This is a genomic window from Nitrospira japonica (assembly GCF_900169565.1).
Taxonomy (GTDB): domain Bacteria; phylum Nitrospirota; class Nitrospiria; order Nitrospirales; family Nitrospiraceae; genus Nitrospira_C; species Nitrospira_C japonica_A.
Map to the genome: position 1 here is coordinate 3,212,634 of NZ_LT828648.1, position 17,785 is coordinate 3,230,418.

17 protein-coding genes and 1 tRNA gene are annotated in these 17,785 nt (G+C 62.2%); 17 read left to right on the forward strand and 1 reads right to left on the reverse strand.

Annotated features, from left to right (window positions below; all coding sequences use genetic code 11):
* Positions 1-18 precede the first annotated feature (18 nt).
* From NSJP_RS19545 to NSJP_RS15310, 5 genes are all read left to right on the forward strand, one after another.
* Positions 19-177: a hypothetical protein gene (locus tag NSJP_RS19545; RefSeq protein ID WP_172834377.1), complete on the forward strand. Its 159-nt coding sequence runs from the start codon at positions 19-21 to the stop codon at positions 175-177.
* Positions 178-243: 66 nt separating this feature from the next.
* The gene (locus NSJP_RS15295; RefSeq protein ID WP_080887728.1) at positions 244-3,450 is read left to right on the forward strand and encodes a PD-(D/E)XK nuclease family protein; all 3,207 of its coding nucleotides are present in this window, start codon (positions 244-246) and stop codon (positions 3,448-3,450) included.
* Positions 3,440-6,796, forward strand: a complete 3,357-nt coding sequence (locus NSJP_RS15300) for a UvrD-helicase domain-containing protein (RefSeq protein ID WP_080887729.1) — start codon at positions 3,440-3,442, stop codon at positions 6,794-6,796. The genes NSJP_RS15295 and NSJP_RS15300 overlap by 11 nt, the downstream gene beginning before the upstream one ends.
* Before the next feature lie 12 nt (positions 6,797-6,808).
* On the forward strand, positions 6,809-7,225 hold the full coding sequence (locus NSJP_RS15305) for a tetratricopeptide repeat protein (RefSeq protein ID WP_080887730.1): 417 nt from the start codon (positions 6,809-6,811) through the stop codon (positions 7,223-7,225).
* A gap of 2 nt (positions 7,226-7,227) precedes the next feature.
* On the forward strand, positions 7,228-7,611 hold the full coding sequence (locus tag NSJP_RS15310; RefSeq protein WP_080887731.1) for a metallopeptidase family protein: 384 nt from the start codon (positions 7,228-7,230) through the stop codon (positions 7,609-7,611).
* Positions 7,612-7,863: 252 nt separating this feature from the next.
* On the opposite strand, the gene lgt is transcribed toward NSJP_RS15310, so the two are convergent.
* Entirely contained in the window at positions 7,864-8,676 is an 813-nt protein-coding gene (lgt, locus tag NSJP_RS15315; RefSeq protein ID WP_080888623.1) for a prolipoprotein diacylglyceryl transferase, read from the reverse strand.
* Positions 8,677-9,022: 346 nt separating this feature from the next.
* Here lgt and NSJP_RS19375 point away from each other — a divergent pair, with 346 nt between their 5' ends.
* The 12 genes from NSJP_RS19375 (at position 9,023) to NSJP_RS15375 (ending at position 17,764) form a co-directional block, all read left to right on the forward strand.
* Positions 9,023-9,259, forward strand: coding sequence for a YtxH domain-containing protein (locus tag NSJP_RS19375; protein WP_155970290.1), 237 nt, complete (start codon positions 9,023-9,025; stop codon positions 9,257-9,259).
* Between the two features lie 250 nt (positions 9,260-9,509).
* Positions 9,510-9,596: transfer RNA gene (locus NSJP_RS15325), tRNA-Leu, on the forward strand.
* Positions 9,597-9,635: 39 nt separating this feature from the next.
* The gene (locus NSJP_RS15330; protein ID WP_080887733.1) at positions 9,636-9,965 is read left to right on the forward strand and encodes a hypothetical protein; all 330 of its coding nucleotides are present in this window, start codon (positions 9,636-9,638) and stop codon (positions 9,963-9,965) included.
* 187 nt (positions 9,966-10,152) lie between these two features.
* Positions 10,153-10,911, forward strand: a complete 759-nt coding sequence (locus tag NSJP_RS15335; protein ID WP_080887734.1) for a hypothetical protein — start codon at positions 10,153-10,155, stop codon at positions 10,909-10,911.
* A 126-nt stretch (positions 10,912-11,037) separates the two neighbouring features.
* Positions 11,038-11,940, forward strand: a complete 903-nt coding sequence (locus tag NSJP_RS15340; RefSeq protein ID WP_172834378.1) for a methyltransferase domain-containing protein — start codon at positions 11,038-11,040, stop codon at positions 11,938-11,940.
* Between the two features lie 87 nt (positions 11,941-12,027).
* A complete protein-coding gene (gene radA, locus NSJP_RS15345; RefSeq protein WP_080887736.1) occupies positions 12,028-13,389 on the forward strand; it encodes a DNA repair protein RadA in 1,362 nt (453 codons plus the stop codon).
* Positions 13,373-14,254, forward strand: coding sequence for a LolA family protein (locus tag NSJP_RS15350; RefSeq protein ID WP_080887737.1), 882 nt, complete (start codon positions 13,373-13,375; stop codon positions 14,252-14,254). The genes radA and NSJP_RS15350 overlap by 17 nt, the downstream gene beginning before the upstream one ends.
* A gap of 37 nt (positions 14,255-14,291) precedes the next feature.
* Positions 14,292-15,044, forward strand: a complete 753-nt coding sequence (gene tsaB, locus NSJP_RS15355) for a tRNA (adenosine(37)-N6)-threonylcarbamoyltransferase complex dimerization subunit type 1 TsaB (protein ID WP_080887738.1) — start codon at positions 14,292-14,294, stop codon at positions 15,042-15,044.
* Between the two features lie 28 nt (positions 15,045-15,072).
* On the forward strand, positions 15,073-15,642 hold the full coding sequence (gene rimI / locus NSJP_RS15360) for a ribosomal protein S18-alanine N-acetyltransferase (protein WP_172834379.1): 570 nt from the start codon (positions 15,073-15,075) through the stop codon (positions 15,640-15,642).
* Positions 15,636-15,878, forward strand: a complete 243-nt coding sequence (locus tag NSJP_RS15365; RefSeq protein ID WP_080887740.1) for a YdcH family protein — start codon at positions 15,636-15,638, stop codon at positions 15,876-15,878. Before rimI ends, NSJP_RS15365 begins: the two co-directional genes overlap by 7 nt.
* 52 nt (positions 15,879-15,930) lie before the next feature.
* The gene (gene tatC, locus NSJP_RS15370) at positions 15,931-16,701 is read left to right on the forward strand and encodes a twin-arginine translocase subunit TatC (RefSeq protein ID WP_080887741.1); all 771 of its coding nucleotides are present in this window, start codon (positions 15,931-15,933) and stop codon (positions 16,699-16,701) included.
* A 13-nt stretch (positions 16,702-16,714) separates the two neighbouring features.
* Positions 16,715-17,764, forward strand: a complete 1,050-nt coding sequence (locus NSJP_RS15375; RefSeq protein WP_080887742.1) for a hypothetical protein — start codon at positions 16,715-16,717, stop codon at positions 17,762-17,764.
* The last annotated feature ends 21 nt before the right edge of the window (positions 17,765-17,785 follow it).

Below are 17,785 nucleotides of genomic sequence, written 5' to 3' on the forward strand. Positions count from 1 at the left end.
ACATCGAATATCGAACCCATGATGGACGAAGACGACATCGAGTTGCCCATCCTGCCCAGGATTGACAAAGGTCCGCCGCCGGATTGCCCGATCTGCGGTGATCCGATGTCGTTCATCGACGGAGACTGGGCTTGTGTCGACTGCAACGGTGAGCTCCTCGGACCGGAAACCGGCTAGCCTCATCGTTCAGTCCGCACGCAGGAGGTCCGGCAGCCCAACAGCTCCCGACGCTTCCATTCCCTCATGCTGAAGGTCGTCACCGGTTCGTTTCATCCCCATCTCGAGTCCGCGTTCGTCGAACATCTCCAACTGGCCAAGGCCGGAGATCCGTTCGTTCCCGTTGCAGTGCTCGTCCCCTCGGCTCCCTTGCTCGAGCGACTCAAGCGCCTGCTGACCCTGGATCGACAACTTTCCTTCCTGAACGTTCACTTCTTGACCTTTCACCAACTGGCCCTGCGGCTCGTCGACGAAATGACCGGCGACACCGCGCGCCCGGCTCCGGTGCATGTCGTCGACGATCTCTTCTTCGAGCAATTGGTGCGTCACCTCGTCAAGACGCGGCTTTCCGGCCTGACCGCCTTGCAGCAGGTCGGCCATTCTTCAGGAACCTGGGGAGCCTTGTGGTCATCCATCCGTGACCTGAAGGATGCAGGGGTCGATCCTGCGGAAGCACGGCGCGGAGTCACCGAAGGCTGCTTCGACGAGGACGACCGGGAGTGGCTCCTCGCCCTGTTCTCACTCTACGCCGCCGTACAGGACGTCGGACGGGCGCTCAACGTCGGAACCGCGGACGATCTCGCGCAGTCCCTGTTGCCGTTCGTCCCGGCTTCTCCGTTCATCCGCTCGCTCCGCCACGTCTTCTATTACGGGTTCTACGACCTGACGCAGATCCAACTCTCGCTGTTCGAAACAGTCACCGCCGCCGCACCGGCCACGCTGTTCTTCCCGCTCGAGGGGGAACGTTCCTTCACCTTCGCACGACGGTTTTTCGAACGGCACATCCAGCGACAGGTGACGTCCCCGGAGTCCGTCATGACGCCCGGCGATTCCCCTCAGCGGGAAGTCGGTTCTCCTGTCTTGTCCGTTCGAAGCGCCATCGGTCTCGACCAGGAACTGGCCGCGACCTGTCGGACGATCCTCGAGCTCGTCGAGACCAACGGATACCGGTTCGACGAGATCGGCGTGGTGGCCAGAACTCTGGATCCCTACCGTCTGCACCTGCATGCCGTGTTCGACCGCCACCGTATTCCTTTCACCACGACGACGGCACGCCCGCTGATTCACGAGCCGCTGTGCAAAGCGCTGCTTCAGCTGGCCTCCTTGCCCACGAATGACTTCTATCGCGCCACGATGCTCGACCTGGTGACGTCGCCGCTCTTCGTCACCTCGCTGAACCATGACCGATCGCCCTTCTATCGTCCCGAACAGTGGAAACTCCTCGTTCCATCCCTGCAGATCACGAGAGGGCGGGAAGAGTGGGCCAGATTGAAGCAGGCCGGCCAATGGTCGTCGGGACCGGACGGGGAAGCGGATGAAGAAACCGGTCTGCCGCTGCCGTTGGATATTGCGCCGGACGTCGTCGAACTCTTATGGCACGTCGTGGCAACGCTCATCGACGGCTGCGCCGTACTGCCGCAACGAGGCACCATCGGGCACATGCTCGAGGCCTTTCAGCCGCTGGCCCTAAGGCATCTGCGCCGTTTGGATGGAGGACAAGCCGGCGCGCCGGATCGCGGAACAGCCCGTCTCCAGGCGGCCTGGGATGCCATCGAGCGCACATGGGCGTCCCTCGCCGAATTGGAGCCGATTGCCGAGACGCTGACCTGGATCGAATTCGTCGAACTGCTCACCCACGCGTTCGAACGGACGACGCTGGTCCTGGATCAGCCGGCGCCGGCGGGCGTGATGGTGCTCGACGCCATGGCCGCCCGCGGTCTGTCGTTCAAGGCGCTGTTTGTCCTCGGCCTCAACGACAAGATGTTTCCCCGTTACATCCGGGAAGACGCCTTTCTCCGCGATCGGCACCGGCGCGTATTGGACGCCACGCTCGGCTTCAAGATCGATGAAAAGCTCGCCGGCTACGACGAAGAGTCGCTCCTGTTCGCTCTGCTCCGCCGGGCCGCCGGCTCCCGATTATATTTGTCGCATCAGCGGGCCGACGACGCGGGCCGCACGCTGGCTCCCTCTCCCTATCTCTGGGACATCGCTCGCCTCTCCGGTCTCGACGCGCAGGCGACGGACATGATTCCCCGGCGTCTGACCGATCTGATCGCCCAGCGACCGGCGATACGACAGACGCTCCCGCCCGCCGACCTCGCGCGGTGGATGGCCATGAACGGGGAGAATCCGGCAGACCTTCTGCAATCAGTCCAAGGTGAGGCGGACCTCCTTCGTCATGCCGTCGAGGCGCTGGGCCATATCGAAGACGACCACGCGGCACTGGCCGCATACGACGGAATAACCGGTCCCTTGACGTCCCACTGGTCCAGGTCGATGCAGCGGGGGTTGGCGCCGACGCCGCTCGAGCGGTATGCGCGCTGCCCGTTTCAATATTTTTCCGTGGACGTGCTGAAGCTCGACCCGGTGCGAGTGCCGGCGTCACAGGAACCGGATGCAGCCCTGCTCGGTACCTTGTGCCACGGCGCCCTCCGTCGTTGCTATGAAGCACTCCTGGCCGCCGGTTGGCCCGCGAACGCGCTGTCGGATGACGCCGTCAACGGTGCGGCCGTCACGGCTGTCGAACAGGCGGCAGCCGAGTGCGCCGTGCATCAGCGCACCGGGCACTATCTGCTATGGGAACTGGCGAAAGCCGCGACGATCGACCTGATCACGGCCGCGGTCGTCTCGGATTCGGACAGACTGGCGGCGGAGGGGTTCGCTCCGTTCGCCTTTGAAGTGGAGGCGGAAGGCACCCTTCGGATCGAATCGGGAGGCGAGGGCGTCCCCATGAAATTCCACGGCCGCGTGGACCGGATCGACCGGCACAACGCGTCGGGCGCCTTGCGGATCATCGACTACAAATTCAAGAGCAACTCAGCGATGAAGACGGACGACCGGCACCTCCTCCAATCCGCAATCCGCGGCTCCCGGCTCCAACCCCCTCTCTACACCTCGCTCGATCTTCCGGCAGGCGGCAAGGCGGACGCCGTTCAGTTCTTCTTTCTCGCCCCTGCGTGGGAGTCTCCGATTGCACGATCCACGTTCAACGCAAGCGACTGGTCCTCGGAAACCGGGACGCTGATCCATCGGACCCTCGCCGGCTTGATCGACGGTATGAAACGCGGCCGATACTTCATCCTGCCGGGAACCCATTGCACGACCTGTCCCTATCGGGTGCTCTGCCGGCGCGAACATGCGTCGACCTGGTGGCGAGCGCACCGGGCGGGCGAACAGAAGCAGCTCGCGGCCCTTCGCAAGATGACGGTGAAAAAGGTGACCGATGTCCGGTGACGCGGTGATTCCGGATCGGCAGGCGAGGGAATCCGCCGAAACCACCTTCGATCGCAACGTCGTCGTCGTGGCGGGAGCGGGAACCGGCAAGACGACGCTCCTGGTGAATCGCCTGATCCATCTCCTGATGAAGGAGCCTGATCCCGTCGCCGTCACGCAGATCGTCGCCCTGACCTTCACGAACAAGGCCGCCACGGAGATGAAGACCCGCCTGCGGGATCGGCTGACCATGCTGGCGCGTCCCGTGACCGGGAGTCAGAAGGGAATCGACGGAGGGGCCCTCTCGATCGGCGCGTTGCAAGCCCGTTACCGGCTCACCGACCGCGAAATCGCGGCGCGGGCCGAATCCGCATTGCGGGAGTTGGAAAAGGCGCAAATCGGCACGCTGCACAGTTTCGCGGCGCATCTGCTCCGACTGCATCCGTTGGAAAGCGGCGTGGACCCGGCGTTCCAGGAAGACGACGGGCAGCGGTTCGACGAATACTTTACGGAAGCCTGGGACCTGTGGATCGATCGGGAACTGGGCCGCGACGGCTCTCATCACGACGACTGGCGGACGATCCTGAAGACCGCCGACTTGGATACGCTCCGCGACCTGGCTCGCGCACTTTCCAGTGAACTGATCGATCTCGACGCGGTTGAGACGCAACTGAATGCCGCCTGTCTCAACCCGATTCTCATGGACCGGCTCCGCCATCTCGCGACCCGCGCTCAGGTACTCCTCGACGCCCATGACCGCCCGAAGCGGCGCAAGATCGAATCGATGCTCGCCGCCTCCGGATCGCTTCTGACCCTGCTTGCGGACGAGGGAGTAGATGCCACGCGAGCCGTACCGCAGGATCTACGTGATTGCTTGAAAAAAGATGTCGGCGATCCGGTCGCCGGCTGGGAGGAATCCGATTTTGCCGAAGCGGTATCGATCATCAAGCTAGCCCAGCAATTACAGAATGTTGATCATGACTACTTCATTGTATTGTTGAGATTATTCCTGCCGCTGATCCGATCGATCCGCACGTCCTTTTCAGCACGAGGCTGGCTCTCGTTCGACGGCCTGCTCGCGCGGGCAAGACAACTCCTCTGGAACCATGGCGCCGTACGCGAGCGGGTCAAGCGCGACTACCGGGCCGTGCTCGTGGACGAGTTTCAGGACACGGATCCGGTGCAGTACGACATCATCCTCGCCATCTCCGAACGGGCGGGATCCCATGCGACCGATTGGCGCCACATCGCGCTCGATCCCGGAAAGCTCTTCATCGTCGGAGACCCGAAGCAGTCGATCTATGCCTTCCGCCGCGCGGACATCGAAGCGTTCGATCGGGTCGTCGAGAAGATCGCGAACGACGGAGGCCTGGTCGCCACGCTGACGACGAATTTCCGGAGCGATGCAGCGGTCCTGGATTCCATCAATGACGTCTTCGACCGCCTCTTTGAACGTCGCCCGCTCATCCAGCCGGCCAACGTGCGGCTGGGAGCCCACTCGCAACGCCCGCCGGCCCGTACGGACGCCGGTGTCCGCTTTCGCGTGGTCGCGCCGAAAGAGGGGAGCGATCCGTTCGATGCGGAAGAGGCGGCCAGGGCGGAAGGCGAAACCTTGGCCCGCTGGCTCACGGAGGAATTCGCGACTCATCCGCACCTGCAGGCACGGCACGTCGCGCTGCTGTTCCGTCGGCTCACGCAAGCGGATGCATATCTCGACGCCTTGCGCCGACACGACATCCCGTACGTCATCGAAGGGGAGAAACATTTTTACCGCCGCCAGGAAGTGATCGACCTGGTCAACGTGCTCCGGGTCCTCGACCATCCGCACGACCGCCTGGCGCTCGCGGGAGTCCTGCGATCGCCCCTGGGCGGCTGTACCGATACGGACCTCGTTGCCCTGCAGGAGGCGGGACTGCTCGACCACGTGAACGAGTCCAAGCTGTCGGCCTGGCCCCATCCTTGCGCGGCGGCCGTTCGGCGCTTGTATCGTCGGCTGACCGAACTGCGGCGGGACACGGCAGCCGTCTCGTTGGCCGAAGTCGTCCAATTGGTATTCGACCGTCTGCCGCTGCTCGAATTGGCGGCAGCCTCGCTCCATGGAGAACAGGCCGTGGCGAACCTCCTCAAGGTACAACAGACGGCGGTCTCCCTCTCCGATCGGCCGCACCTGACGTTCAGCTCCTTCGTGGACTTGATGGTGGCACGATTGGAGGAACAGCCGGATGAGGCGGAAAGTCCCCTGGCCGAGGAGAACGCCGATGCGGTCCAGATCCTGACGATCCACAAGGCCAAGGGCCTCGAGTTCCCGGTCGTCCTCCTGCCGGGGCTTCATCAGGGAAGCGGACGCGAGCCGTCGAAACCGATGGTGGTCTACGATTGGTCGAGCGGAGCCTATGGCCTGTCGCTCGGCGATCGCCGGACGTTCGGCTCCGTGCTGATTCGCGAGAAATTCGCGGCGCGCGAGGAAGCGGAACGGCGGCGCGTCCTCTACGTCGGCATGACCAGGGCCAAGGATCTGCTGGTGCTCTCCGGGAGCGTCACGGAACGGTCCGCCGGCGAAAATGTCCTGGGCCTGTTCCAAGACATCGGCGAAGGAGAGTTGGGCATGGCCTCGACCAGACACGTGAAGATCGGCGCGAGCGTCATTCCACACCATCTGGTTCACGCGCCGGACCGAAAATGGCCGAAGCGGTTTCCGGCCAAAGTGTCCGAACCCTCGTGCGTCGATCCTCAGGCCGTTGCCGGATTGTGGAGCGAACGGACGGCGCGATGGCTCACCCTGCGCGGAGTCGATTGGCATGTGACGCCGACGGAATCGGAAACCGGTCCTGACAGTCCGCAGGTCAGACCTGCCGTCAGAGGCCAGGGACGGGAACCGTCCCGCCTCGTCGGAATCCTGGCTCATCGGATTCTCGAACGTTGGGACTTCGCTGAACCACCCGGCCGCCTGCTGGATCAGATTGAGCCGGCCTTGCGCACGGTTTCCGGACCGGACGAACGGGTGTGGCTCCCGGAGCTGATCGACTCTCTCCGTGAGCTGTTCCTCACCTTCGGCAAATCCGAACCCTATGAACGGCTTCGATCGGCCGTTATCCTGGGCCGTGAAGTGCCGTTCGTGCTGCCCTGGGAGAACAGGAAGATGATGGACGGGGTCATCGACGTCGTCTACCGGCTTGACGGGAAGATCTGGCTCGCAGACTATAAAACGGATCGCGTCGCGGCGGACGAGGCGGCCGATCGAGCCCGGCGGTATGCCCGGCAGGCAGCGGTCTACCGAGCCGCGGCAGAACGCGGCCTGGGACAGCCGATCGCCGGGTTCCAGTTCATATTTCTCCGGGCGGGTGTCGCAGTCAAACTCAGCGAATAGAAGGAGGCGTTCATGTCTCTCATGCCGTGGCTGATGACCCTGATCCTGCTGGCGGGATGCGCCAGCGCCATGCCGCAGATTCCTGCCACCGTCCTCTCCGCGCCCGCCGGCACGAACGCGGAAATCAACGCGCAGCTCGAACGAGGCAACGCGCTCTTCGCGTCGCGCGATTGGGCCGGGGCAGAAAAAGTGTACCGGGAGGTCGTCTCATTCGAGCCCTCAATGGCCGAGGCCCACTACAACCTGGCCGTCGCGCTCGACCATCAGGGCAAGCAGGCCGATGCGCGAAAGCATTATGTCGAGGCAGCCAACCTTGCACCGGGCAACAAAGTCATCTGGGATTCACCGGTCTTTCATGAACGGACCGGTGGATACGGCCATAACATCGAGCGTCCGTCGTTTCAGGATCCGTCGCACAAGGGCTATTGACGATGGGACCGCGAGGGTCGGGGCAGATTTCCCCCGAAGCATTTGACCGTTTGGTCAAGGAAGCGCTCCGCGATCTGCCGGCCCGATATGCCGAACTGGTGGAAGAAGTATCCGTCGTGGTGGAAGAAGAACCGCCCGTCGAAGTCCTGGCCGATCTGGATCTCGATTCGGAAGATGATCTGCTGGGACTCTACCAAGGCCTGCCCCTCAGCGAAGAGTCGTTCTTTCAGCCGGGCGGACAACAACCGCCGAGGATCTCGATTTACCGGGGGCCAATTCTCCGGCTCTGCACCACGCCGGAAGAGGTGAAGCAGGAAATCCGCGACACGGTCGTGCACGAGTTGGGACATCATGTCGGGCTGGACGACGACGAGATGCCTTATTAGCAGGCTGTTGACAAAGGCTCCCAGCAGCGTTCTCGCATCGCTCAGAGGCTCAACGTACGGAACTGAGTACGCTTCGCCTCTTCACTCGCTGCGGCCTTGCTGGACGGCCTTTCTGAACAGCCTGCGGGCATGCTGATGGCGTCCGTGACATCAGACACGACTCTATTTCCGAGATCATCACGTAGATTGTCAACACACTGCTAGTGGACAGAGCCGGAGACGACGGAACTCGCCTCCACATCGCCCGGCGGCCTATTGCGGTTTGAGGGATGGATCGATACGGCGGGCCAATGCCTGCCGCTGATACCCCAATGCGAGCATGAAACTGCCGATGACGACCATCGGCAACGAGAGCAGCTGCCCCATGGAGATGGCTCCAAAAATAAAGCCGATGTGGGCGTCCGGCTCTCGAAACAGCTCCGCCAGCAAGCGGCAGAGTCCGTAGCCCGTGATGAAGCTCCAAAATACCGTGCCGGGCGGGGTGGGTCGTCGCCCGATCACCCACAAGGCGGAAAACAGCAGCACGCCTTCCAGCCCCAACTCGTAGAGTTGCGACGGATGCCGACAGGCCGGTCCGCCGGCGGGAAAGACCATGCACCACTCCACGTCCGCCGGACGACCGAAGAGCTCACCGTTGATGAAATTCCCGAGCCGCCCGAGACCGAGACCGATCGGCGTGACGGAAGCCGCCATGTCCGCGATGGTATAGATGGGAACGCCGTGGCGCTTGCCGAACCAGATCAGCGCGACGATCGTCCCGATCAATCCGCCGTGAAATGACATCCCGCCTTCCCAGACCGCGAGAATCTTGCTGGGATACTCCAGGTAATAGGGGAGGTTGTAGAAGAGCACGTAGCCGAACCGCCCGCCGATGAAGACCCCGAAGGCCGCCCATACCACCATGTCGTAGACTTGATCTTTCGTCAGCCCCAACCCCTGCGCCTCCGCCTTCTGACGAATGACGAAATAGGCAATCGTCAGCCCGATCAGATACATGAGCCCATACCAGCGAAACTGGAGAGGGCCCAATTCGAGAAACACGGGATCGATGTTCGGATACGGGATTGCGGCAAGCCGGTTCATTTCTGCCTCATGTGACGTCGGTGTGCCGGATGATATGTGAGCGATGCCGCCATTGCAAGCAACGCGGCGCGCGAACCGGATCCACGCACGACAGCCTCTCGATAAAACGAAGACGGGATTGTTGGCTTTCCGTCACGCCTGTGTTGTGTTGTGTCAGAAAAACGCTACCAAAAATTAAGCCTGATTAATCGTGCGGCGCCGCAGCGCTCGAAATCCCTCGAAAAGCCCCGATTTTACCCTGGCACAGTTGATGCGAAACGACCGGACAGGACGTCGGCACAGCGGCACCGACCCACTGAACTCTAACCGATTCGCAAGGAGGTCTACCATGTCAGAGCAAGGAAAGCAGGCGGTGAAAATGGCGGCGATGGTGGCCGGCAGCGCGGCTATCGGCGCGGGGCTCGGCCTTCTGTTTGCGCCTCAGACCGGCGCGGAGACACGGCGTGAACTCAATCGGTACGCGAAGAAGGCGCAGGTGCAGGCGACCCGCTGGAGCCGCGCAATCAAGTCCGGCATCCAGGAAGTTGCGGATCGCACGAAACGGCCGGTCGTAGAAGCAGCCTGACGAATCACGGAGGAAACAGTCGAGAGGGGATCGAGGCATCCCGAGTCCCGGCAACTGCATACGAGCGCCAACGGCCTGCTGCTGACACCGGCACAGGCTGTTGGTGCGTGGTTTTCCCCTCCCATTCTCCCGTTCGCCCCTCACTCACTGGATTGCTTGAAACCTCCTGACCCCGATGCTAGAGTTTCGCGGCTCGTCCCTGACCGCATGCAGAGCAGTTCCTCGGTCTTCACGATGGTGATCTACCCGGGCGGGAGTGGCGAAATCGGCAAACGCACAGGACTTAAAATCCTGTACCCGTAAGGGTTTGAGGGTTCAATTCCCTCCTCCCGCACCACTTAATTCCAACATTCCATTCACACGAATTGAGGTGTAGATGAAACGTATCCTATTGACCATCATGATTGGCGCGCTGTTCAGCGGACCGGCTTGGGCCAATCCTACCCACGAACTGGTGCAGCAGATGTCCGACCCCGACCGGAACGCCTATTTCACGAAGGTCCTGCAGGATGCGGGCGAGCGTTGCGACGGGGCGACCAAGACCCAGTTTCAACGCCGGGGCAATTCCGGCGATGCCGTCTGGAATGTCGCCTGCCGCAACAAGAAATCCTATTCGATCGTGATTCACAGCGATACGAAAGGATCGACGATGATTACAGACTGCGCCACGCTCAAAGCGCTGCACGTCGAACAATGCTTCAAATAGCGGGCTGTTGACAACGTCATCCAGCGAACGGCAACGGGACAGTTGCCGTTCGGAAGGGCGACAGTCCCCTCGCTGAAGCCTCGGTGAATCCGATCCTGCGGCCGCCGGCGGCATATCATCTCCTACAAAAGTAGCCATAGATCCTCGCACCGCATTTAGGCATGATGGGGGAGGGGATACGCCGGCCATGCAACAACTCGTATATCGTCCATTGATCAGCCTGTTCATACTCGTCTGCCTGTTGACGCTGTACGGCTGCGGAGAACAGGATCAACCGGCGACGACGCAAACCAGTTCAGCCGAGGGATTTTGGACCGGGAATACCAACACCAATCGCACCCTGACCGGCGTGGTCCTCGACGACGGAACCTACTACTTTTTCTACTCAGCCGCGTCCGCTCCCGCTCAAGTCGCCGGAGTCATTCAAGGCACCGGCACGTCCAGCGACGGAACCTTCACCTCCGGTAACGCGAAGGACTTCCGCATCGGGGCGAGCGCGCTGGACGCCACCATCACGGGCACGTACGGGAACCGCAGCTTCCTGAACGCCACGATCACCTACACGGGGGGCGCGGTCGTCACGTTCACGAGCAGCTTCAACACGGTGTATAACAGTAATCCGACCCTCGCTGCCGTATCGGGGTTCTACACGGGACAGGCCGGAAGCTCGAACGGCGTACAGACGGGCAACATCAACGTCACCGCCAGTGGTCCCTTTGCCGGTGCAGAAACGAACGGCTGCGCCTTCACCGGCACCGCCACACCCAGGATTCGCGGCAATGCCTTCAATCAAACGACGACATTCGGGGGCTTGCCCTGTTTCTTTGCCGGCTCGACGTTTCAGGGCATCGCGCTGTTCGATCTCGGAACACTCCGCTTGATGTCCGCGGCTCCCAATGGAACCAGAACCGATGCCGCGATTTTTTCCGGCCTGAGAACCTTCTGACAGTTTCTACACCGACAGAACCCCACGGTCCGTTCACGCGAATCGCAAAACAATTGCCACCCTAAGGGGTTGTTGCTAGGCTCGAACGCGTCCACTCATACCCGATCCATGACCGGATCGCTCGCTATGGCGCAGGCAACCACTTCCTGGACGATCGAGGACGACGGAGCGGCCCGCACGCTCACGATCGGAACCCGGCGGGTCACGACGAGCTATTCGACCAAACTCATCGAGTTGCTGATCGCGCGAAAGGGCCCCGAGCGGGCCTCGCAGTTTCTTGTCCATCGAACCGATCGCGCCTGGTTTCTCGCCCCGCTGTTCGACGTCTTGAATAGGACCCGGACAGGCTTGAACGTGCTGGAGGTCGGTTGCTCCGCCGGCCATCTCACGGAATATCTCAATGAACAGCCCTGCATCGACTCGATCCATTCGTTCGACGTCGACAAGGCTTTCGTCGATGTCGTTCGGTTGAAGCAACACGAACTCGGCCTTCGCAAGGTCAAATGCGTCGATCACTTCTCGATTCGATCGACCCAAGCATTGCCGTATGAGGATGACTATTTCGATCTGGTGATCGTCGCCGCGGTCGTGGAACACCTGCCGTTCGAGAACAGGCACCTGTACGTCGATGAATATTATCGAGTCCTCAAAGAGGGCGGCCTCGTGGGCTTCTGGGACACCCCGAACCGATGGTATCCGATGGAGTCGCACTCGATCGGACTGCCGTTCATCTCGCTCCTTCCACCTCCCGTCGCCTATGCGTACGCCAGGCTGTTCAAGCGGGAGAAGATGCGTGACGTCGGCTTCCCGCTGTTCGTCCGAGCGGGAACCGGCTGGAGAAATTCCAGCTATCACGAGCTGCTCCCGCAATCGGTCATGGCCGACGTGGAAGACGTCTCGAACGGTTTCGGGTACCAGCCCGGCGCCGGACGGTGGGGAAGAATTTTCGCTCAGCTCCTCAAGGTTCCTCCGGCCTTTTTCGCACCAAGCTTCAACCTGGTGTTCAAGAAAGTCCGGCAGTACGACTGAGCACGACCGACGACGACTCCCGGCGCCTTCCTTTCCGCAATCCCATCCATTAAGATACCCGCACACCGTTGGTTGGATTCCTTCCTGATGAAAGCCAAAACCGTATTCTCCTGCCAGGCCTGCGGCCACCAATCGCCTCGATGGTTGGGCCGCTGCCCCGATTGCGGCGGCTGGAACACGATGAAAGAAGAGCGGCAGGCTCCGACGGGCAAGGGTCGGCCGGCCGCGATGACCGCCGCTCCGGCCCGCGCGACGCCGATCGCCGACATCGAAGTAGTCGGCGAGAACCGGCGGCTGACCCGGATCGGCGAGTTCGATCGGGTATTGGGCGGCGGGGTGATTCCCGGCGCCGTCGTCCTGATCGGCGGGGATCCCGGTATCGGCAAGACCACGCTGCTGCTGCAAGCGTTGCCGAGGCTGGCGTCCTCCTCCCAGCCGGTGTTGTACGTCTCCGGAGAGGAATCGCCGCGCCAGATCAAGATGCGGGGACAGCGACTGGGCGTGGAGCATCCGCACCTGTTGATCCTGGCCGAGACGTCCCTCGAACAAATCTTGAAAGCCATTCAGGAAATCGGACCGGCCGCGGTGGTCGTCGATTCCATCCAGACGGTGTACACGGAACAGATGACGTCCGCCCCGGGCAGTATCAGCCAGGTGCAGGAGGTCGCCGGCCAACTGATGTGGTTCGCAAAGCGGGCTGGCGTGCCGGTCTTTATCATCGGGCACGTCACGAAAGACGGGGCCATCGCCGGCCCGCGCCTGCTCGAGCACATTGTCGACACGGTGTTGTATTTTGAAGGGGATAAGGGGCACAGCTATCGCATTCTGCGCGCCGTCAAAAACCGCTTCGGGTCCACCAATGAAATCGGCGTCTTCGAAATGAAAGACGCCGGCCTCGAGGAGGTGAGCAACCCCTCGGAATTGTTCCTGGCCGAGCGGCCGCAGCGCAGCACCGGCTCCGTGGTCGTGTCGAGTCTCGAAGGCAGCAGACCCATCCTGGTCGAATTGCAGGCCCTCGTGTCACCGACGAGCTACCCGATGCCCAAACGGATGACCAACGGTGTCGATCTCAACCGGGTCTCCCTGCTGCTGGCGGTGATGGACAAGCGGCTGGGCGTCCATCTGTCGGGCCAGGACGTCTACGTCAACGTCGTCGGCGGCATGCATATCGACGAGCCCGCCATCGATCTGGGAATCGTCAGTGCCGTGACGTCGAGCCTGCGCGAAATACCGGTGGAGCCGGGGCTGCTCATCCTGGGCGAAGTGGGACTCGGCGGAGAAGTCCGGGCGATCAGCCAGGCGGAGTTGCGGATCCGGGAGGCGGCTAAAATGGGATTCAAACGAGCATTGTTGCCGGAGCGGAATTTGCCGAAGTTGGAGGGGGTAGAGGGCATCGAACTCATCGGCATTGCCGATGTACGGGAGGCGTTGGATGTCGTGCTCGCATAATCCGCCATTGATCATGGCACGGCCCCGTCACTTTTCCCACTTTCCCATGTACCGGCTCATCTCGGCGCTCGTATTGGCCATCACGTTACTGGTCGTCATCGGATGCGCGACGGGGAGGGCGAAAGATGCGCCGCCGCTCAAGCAGGCGACGGCGGAGGAGTTGACCGCGCTGCTGAAGCAGCGGGAAGCGGCCCTACAGAGCTTGAAGGGACTGTTCAGCGCCAAAGTGCGCGGCGGGATCTTGCCCATCACGACCCGAGTGGAGGGAACCCTCTACTACGAACGGCCGAACGCGCTTCGTCTGCGCGGCTTCACTCCGATCGGCGGAGAATTGTTCGAGTTTCTCCAATCGGATGATCAATTCACCCTCCGGCTGCCCACGATGGGACGGGTGCTGTCCGGCAACGGTTCCGATACGGGTGAGATGGGGAAATTGGCGCGGCCGTTCCAATTGAGCGTGTGGGCGATGAGCGGTGTATTGGGTACCGACGCCGTGGCCCCGTTTGAAACCGTCACCCTGTCCGAGGACGGCGACCGCTACCGGTTGGATGTCTTCGGTCCGCTGACGAACGGCGGCAACGGCTTGCGGCGGCGGCTGTGGTTCGACCGGCAACGGCTGCTGGTCGTCCAGGCGGAACGGCTCACGGATTCCGGGAACATCGACGCATCGATTCGCTATGACGATTTTCGTCCCGTGGGAACGGATGCCGTACCGGTCTCTTCGCCGGACTCTGCGCAGGACCGGATGCTACGCCCCTTCAAAATCTCCCTCGAGGACGGGCGCGGAGAGGGAAGCGTACAGATCATGTTTCACGAACTGATTCCCAATCAACCGCTCAAGCCGTCCGACCTGGGCCGAGGATGAATACGAAGAAGACAGTCGGAAACGGAACGGTCGGACCATGAAAATCCTGGCGGTGGATACGGCGACGGCGTGGCAGAGCGTGGCGCTCTTGGACGATGCAACGGTCCTGGCCCTCGAGGAGCAGGAAGCCCGCGGTTCCCACACCCGACTGCTGCTACCGGCCATCCGCCGACTCTTCGCGCGCACCGGATTATCCCTCGCGCGGCTCGATGGTCTTGCCGTGTCCGCGGGACCGGGCTCCTTTACCGGCCTGCGGGTCGGCCTGGCCACGCTGCTCGGGTTCAGGACGATCAGCGGTCTGCCCTTGGCGGTCGTGCCCACGCTCGAAGGCATGGCTTGGAATTTCCACGGAACCGACGTGCCTCTCTGTCCGATCGTCAACAGCAGGCGCGGTGAAGTGTACTGGGCGCTCTTTCGTTGGCACGGCGATCGGTTGGAACGGCTCGCGGCCGAACGCGCCGGAACGGCGGCCCAACTCGCCGCCACGTTGAGCGGGCGGACGATGCTGTACGGGGAGGGATGGACCACCGAGGGGGAGGCCATCCGCGCCGCCTGCACCGGCAAGCTTCGCGCCCTGATCGAGACTCCGGACCGGAATCAGACTCCCTCCGCGGTGTCGGTCGGTTACGCGGGCATCGACAAGCTGCGGCGGGGTGAACGGGCGGGGCTCGGCGTCAGCCCGCTCTATGTGCAGCGGCCGGAGGCCGAAGTAAAGTACGATGAATCCGGCGGCCTGTCTCCGCTGGCCCGGCGGCGGGCCAAGTTGGCCCGTAAACTGGCGCCACGATAACGAAACCACACAAACGACGACGGCGCACATGACGGTTTCTCCATGCGAAATTCTCCCGGCCACCGATGCCGATCTGTCCGACATTCTGGCGATCGAAGAAGCTTGCTTCTCGGCCCCGTGGACGCGCAAAATGATGGAAGCGGAGATGAGCGGGAACCCTTTCGCTCATTTTCTCGTCGCCCGGCGGGCGACCGCCGAAGGAGGAACATCGGCATCCATTGTCGGGTACGTGTGTTTTTGGATCGTGTTTGAGGAAGTCCGGTTGATGAATCTCGCGGTCATTGAGTCGATGCGGTGCAAGGGAATCGCCACCTCTCTGGTCACCGCAGCTCTTCAAGCCGGTGCACTCCAGTCAGCCGTGCGTGCGGTGCTCGAAGTCCGCGCATCGAACGGCGCGGCGCAAACCCTCTATCAGAATCTCGGATTTCGGCAGACCGGTCTCAGGCCGAACTACTACTCGGCACCGCTCGAAGATGCGGTGCTGATGGAGTTGGATTCCCTGGCGCCGGAAGCGGGCAACCGCTCCCTTGCGGGGGATCATACGGAAGGTCATCCATCCATGGGGCAGCCACTCAAACCAGGAGGTGCGACATGCTGACGGACAATGTGATCATGGAACGGCTCCGCCAATCCAACACAGAATTCCGTGAATTGGAGGAGTCCCACCACCGCCTCGATCTGGAGCTCAACGATCTGCAGAGACGCCACGTCCTGACCCCGGCCGAAGAGTTATCCAAGAAACAACTGCAAAAGGAAAAACTCGCGAAGAAAGACAAGATGGCCGAGATGATCCGCGTCTACCGCGACCACGGACTGCAGGCGACCGCCCATTAGCGGAAGCCCGTGACCGTCCGACGGAACGCCAACGGCCGCAGAGTTCATACCTATGGCTCCCAGTATCCATCCGCTGGCCGCACACATTCAAACCGTCAAGCGGCGCCTGCTCATCATCGGCGCCACGATCCTGGTGGCACTGGCCGTTGCCTTCACGTTCTCGGCGGAGATGGTGGCATGGCTGAATCGGCCCTTCCCCGATCAACTGGTGTTTTACGGGCCCACTGAAGCGCTCTTTGCCTCGATCAAGGTCTCGTTTCTGGCGGCCATCCTGGCCAGCCTCCCGGTCGTGTTTTACCAGTTCTGGAAATTCGTCGAACCAGCGCTGCTCCCGAAGGAGCAGCGCTGGGGGATTCCGATCTTCCTGCTGGCCGGCGCGCTCTTTGCGCTCGGCCTGATCTTTTGCAACCTGGTCATCCTGCCGCTGGTCATCGATTTCTTCGTCAGCTTCGGCATGGACCGCGATATCACGCCGCAACTCAGCGTGGGCACCTACATCGACTTCAACGTCAAATTTCTCCTGACCTTCGGATGCGCCTTCGAGTTGCCCCTAATCCTGACGATCCTGGCGCGGGTCGGCGTGGTATCGGCGCAGGTTCTGGCCGCCTATCGCAAGCACGCCATTCTGGGCTCGTTGATCATCTCCGCCATCGTCACTCCCGACGCAACCCTGTTCACCATGCTGCTCATGGCCGTGCCGCTCATGATACTGTATGAAGTCGGCATCATCGGCGCGAAGATCTTCGGACGTGCGCCGACGGACATGGACCTGCCGCTCGATCCGGACCTTCCTGTCGGAACAGCGGGGCATCGCGTCCGCTAATGCAGGGGGTGTCATGACAGTCATCGCTTCTCGTCTCCTACAATTGCTCTGGTTCGTGATCCTCGCAGGCCTGGCGTTTCCGGCCGCGGCGCAACACGGACCGCAGCCCGACGACCCGACTCAAACCATCCCCGCGCAGCAAGCGGCCAGCATTCAGGCGCTCACGGCGGCAGGTAATCAATCGCTCTATGCCGGATCGTTCGGGCACGGGTTGTTCCACAGCGGCGATCGCGGCGCGACGTGGACCAAGTCGGGCGACGGCATCACCGACCCGTTCATTCTCTCCCTGGCCACCTCGAAAGACGGCACGGTGTACGCCGGCACGTTCCGCGGCGGGGTATTCCGGACGCGGGATCATGGAAAAACCTGGCGGCCCGTCAACGACGGCCTCAAGCGGCACGAGATCAAGACCCTGCTGCCGGTCGGGGATGTGCTGTACGCCGGCACCGCCGATGGCGCTTATCGTCTCGGACGAGGCGAGGACCGGTGGGCGGTCGTCACGACGGGGCTCGACGAAATTCTGGTCCACGCGCTGGCGCAATCGTCCGACGGCACGCTGTATGCCGGCACGTCGGGAAAAGGCGTGCTGCGGTTCAAAGCCAACTCGACGGGCTGGGTACGCTTGCGTCAAGGATTGAAAGATCATGAAGGCATGATCGAAAATTTCATCCGGGTCTTGACCATCGACTCGGAAGGTGCGATCTATGCCGGCACGTTCGACGGCGGCGTCTTTCGAAGCGAGGACGCGGGCGCGACCTGGCGCCCGATCAGCCGGGCGTTGCCGAACGATTCGATTCGAGGCATCGTGTTCAACACTCGAGGCCTCTTCGTCGCCACCGGCCACGGCATCTTCAAGACCGTCGACAGGGGACGCCAGTGGACGCCGCTCAACAACGGACTGACCAGCATGTCCGTCCAGGTGCTCATCGAATCGGATTCCGGCTCGCTGTACGCCGGCACCAACGCCGGAGCGTTCCGCAGCGACGACGACGGAAAGACATGGGCCGCGATCAATCACGGACTCGAGGGGGGGCTGCCGCCACCGCCCTTCCTCTTTCGCTAACACCAGGGGAAAGGATACATG

Coding starts and splice junctions, on each gene's coding strand:
- NSJP_RS19375 (WP_155970290.1), top strand. CDS start 9,023: ATGTCAGAGCAAGGAAAGCAGGCGGTGAAAATGGCGGCGATGGTGGCC.
- NSJP_RS15310 (WP_080887731.1), top strand. CDS start 7,228: ATGGGACCGCGAGGGTCGGGGCAGATTTCCCCCGAAGCATTTGACCGT.
- NSJP_RS19545 (WP_172834377.1), top strand. CDS start 19: ATGATGGACGAAGACGACATCGAGTTGCCCATCCTGCCCAGGATTGAC.
- tatC (WP_080887741.1), top strand. CDS start 15,931: ATGGCTCCCAGTATCCATCCGCTGGCCGCACACATTCAAACCGTCAAG.
- tsaB (WP_080887738.1), top strand. CDS start 14,292: ATGAAAATCCTGGCGGTGGATACGGCGACGGCGTGGCAGAGCGTGGCG.
- NSJP_RS15300 (WP_080887729.1), top strand. CDS start 3,440: ATGTCCGGTGACGCGGTGATTCCGGATCGGCAGGCGAGGGAATCCGCC.
- NSJP_RS15375 (WP_080887742.1), top strand. CDS start 16,715: ATGACAGTCATCGCTTCTCGTCTCCTACAATTGCTCTGGTTCGTGATC.
- NSJP_RS15350 (WP_080887737.1), top strand. CDS start 13,373: ATGTCGTGCTCGCATAATCCGCCATTGATCATGGCACGGCCCCGTCAC.
- rimI (WP_172834379.1), top strand. CDS start 15,073: ATGACGGTTTCTCCATGCGAAATTCTCCCGGCCACCGATGCCGATCTG.
- NSJP_RS15335 (WP_080887734.1), top strand. CDS start 10,153: ATGCAACAACTCGTATATCGTCCATTGATCAGCCTGTTCATACTCGTC.
- radA (WP_080887736.1), top strand. CDS start 12,028: ATGAAAGCCAAAACCGTATTCTCCTGCCAGGCCTGCGGCCACCAATCG.
- NSJP_RS15340 (WP_172834378.1), top strand. CDS start 11,038: ATGGCGCAGGCAACCACTTCCTGGACGATCGAGGACGACGGAGCGGCC.
- NSJP_RS15295 (WP_080887728.1), top strand. CDS start 244: ATGCTGAAGGTCGTCACCGGTTCGTTTCATCCCCATCTCGAGTCCGCG.
- NSJP_RS15305 (WP_080887730.1), top strand. CDS start 6,809: ATGTCTCTCATGCCGTGGCTGATGACCCTGATCCTGCTGGCGGGATGC.
- NSJP_RS15330 (WP_080887733.1), top strand. CDS start 9,636: ATGAAACGTATCCTATTGACCATCATGATTGGCGCGCTGTTCAGCGGA.
- NSJP_RS15365 (WP_080887740.1), top strand. CDS start 15,636: ATGCTGACGGACAATGTGATCATGGAACGGCTCCGCCAATCCAACACA.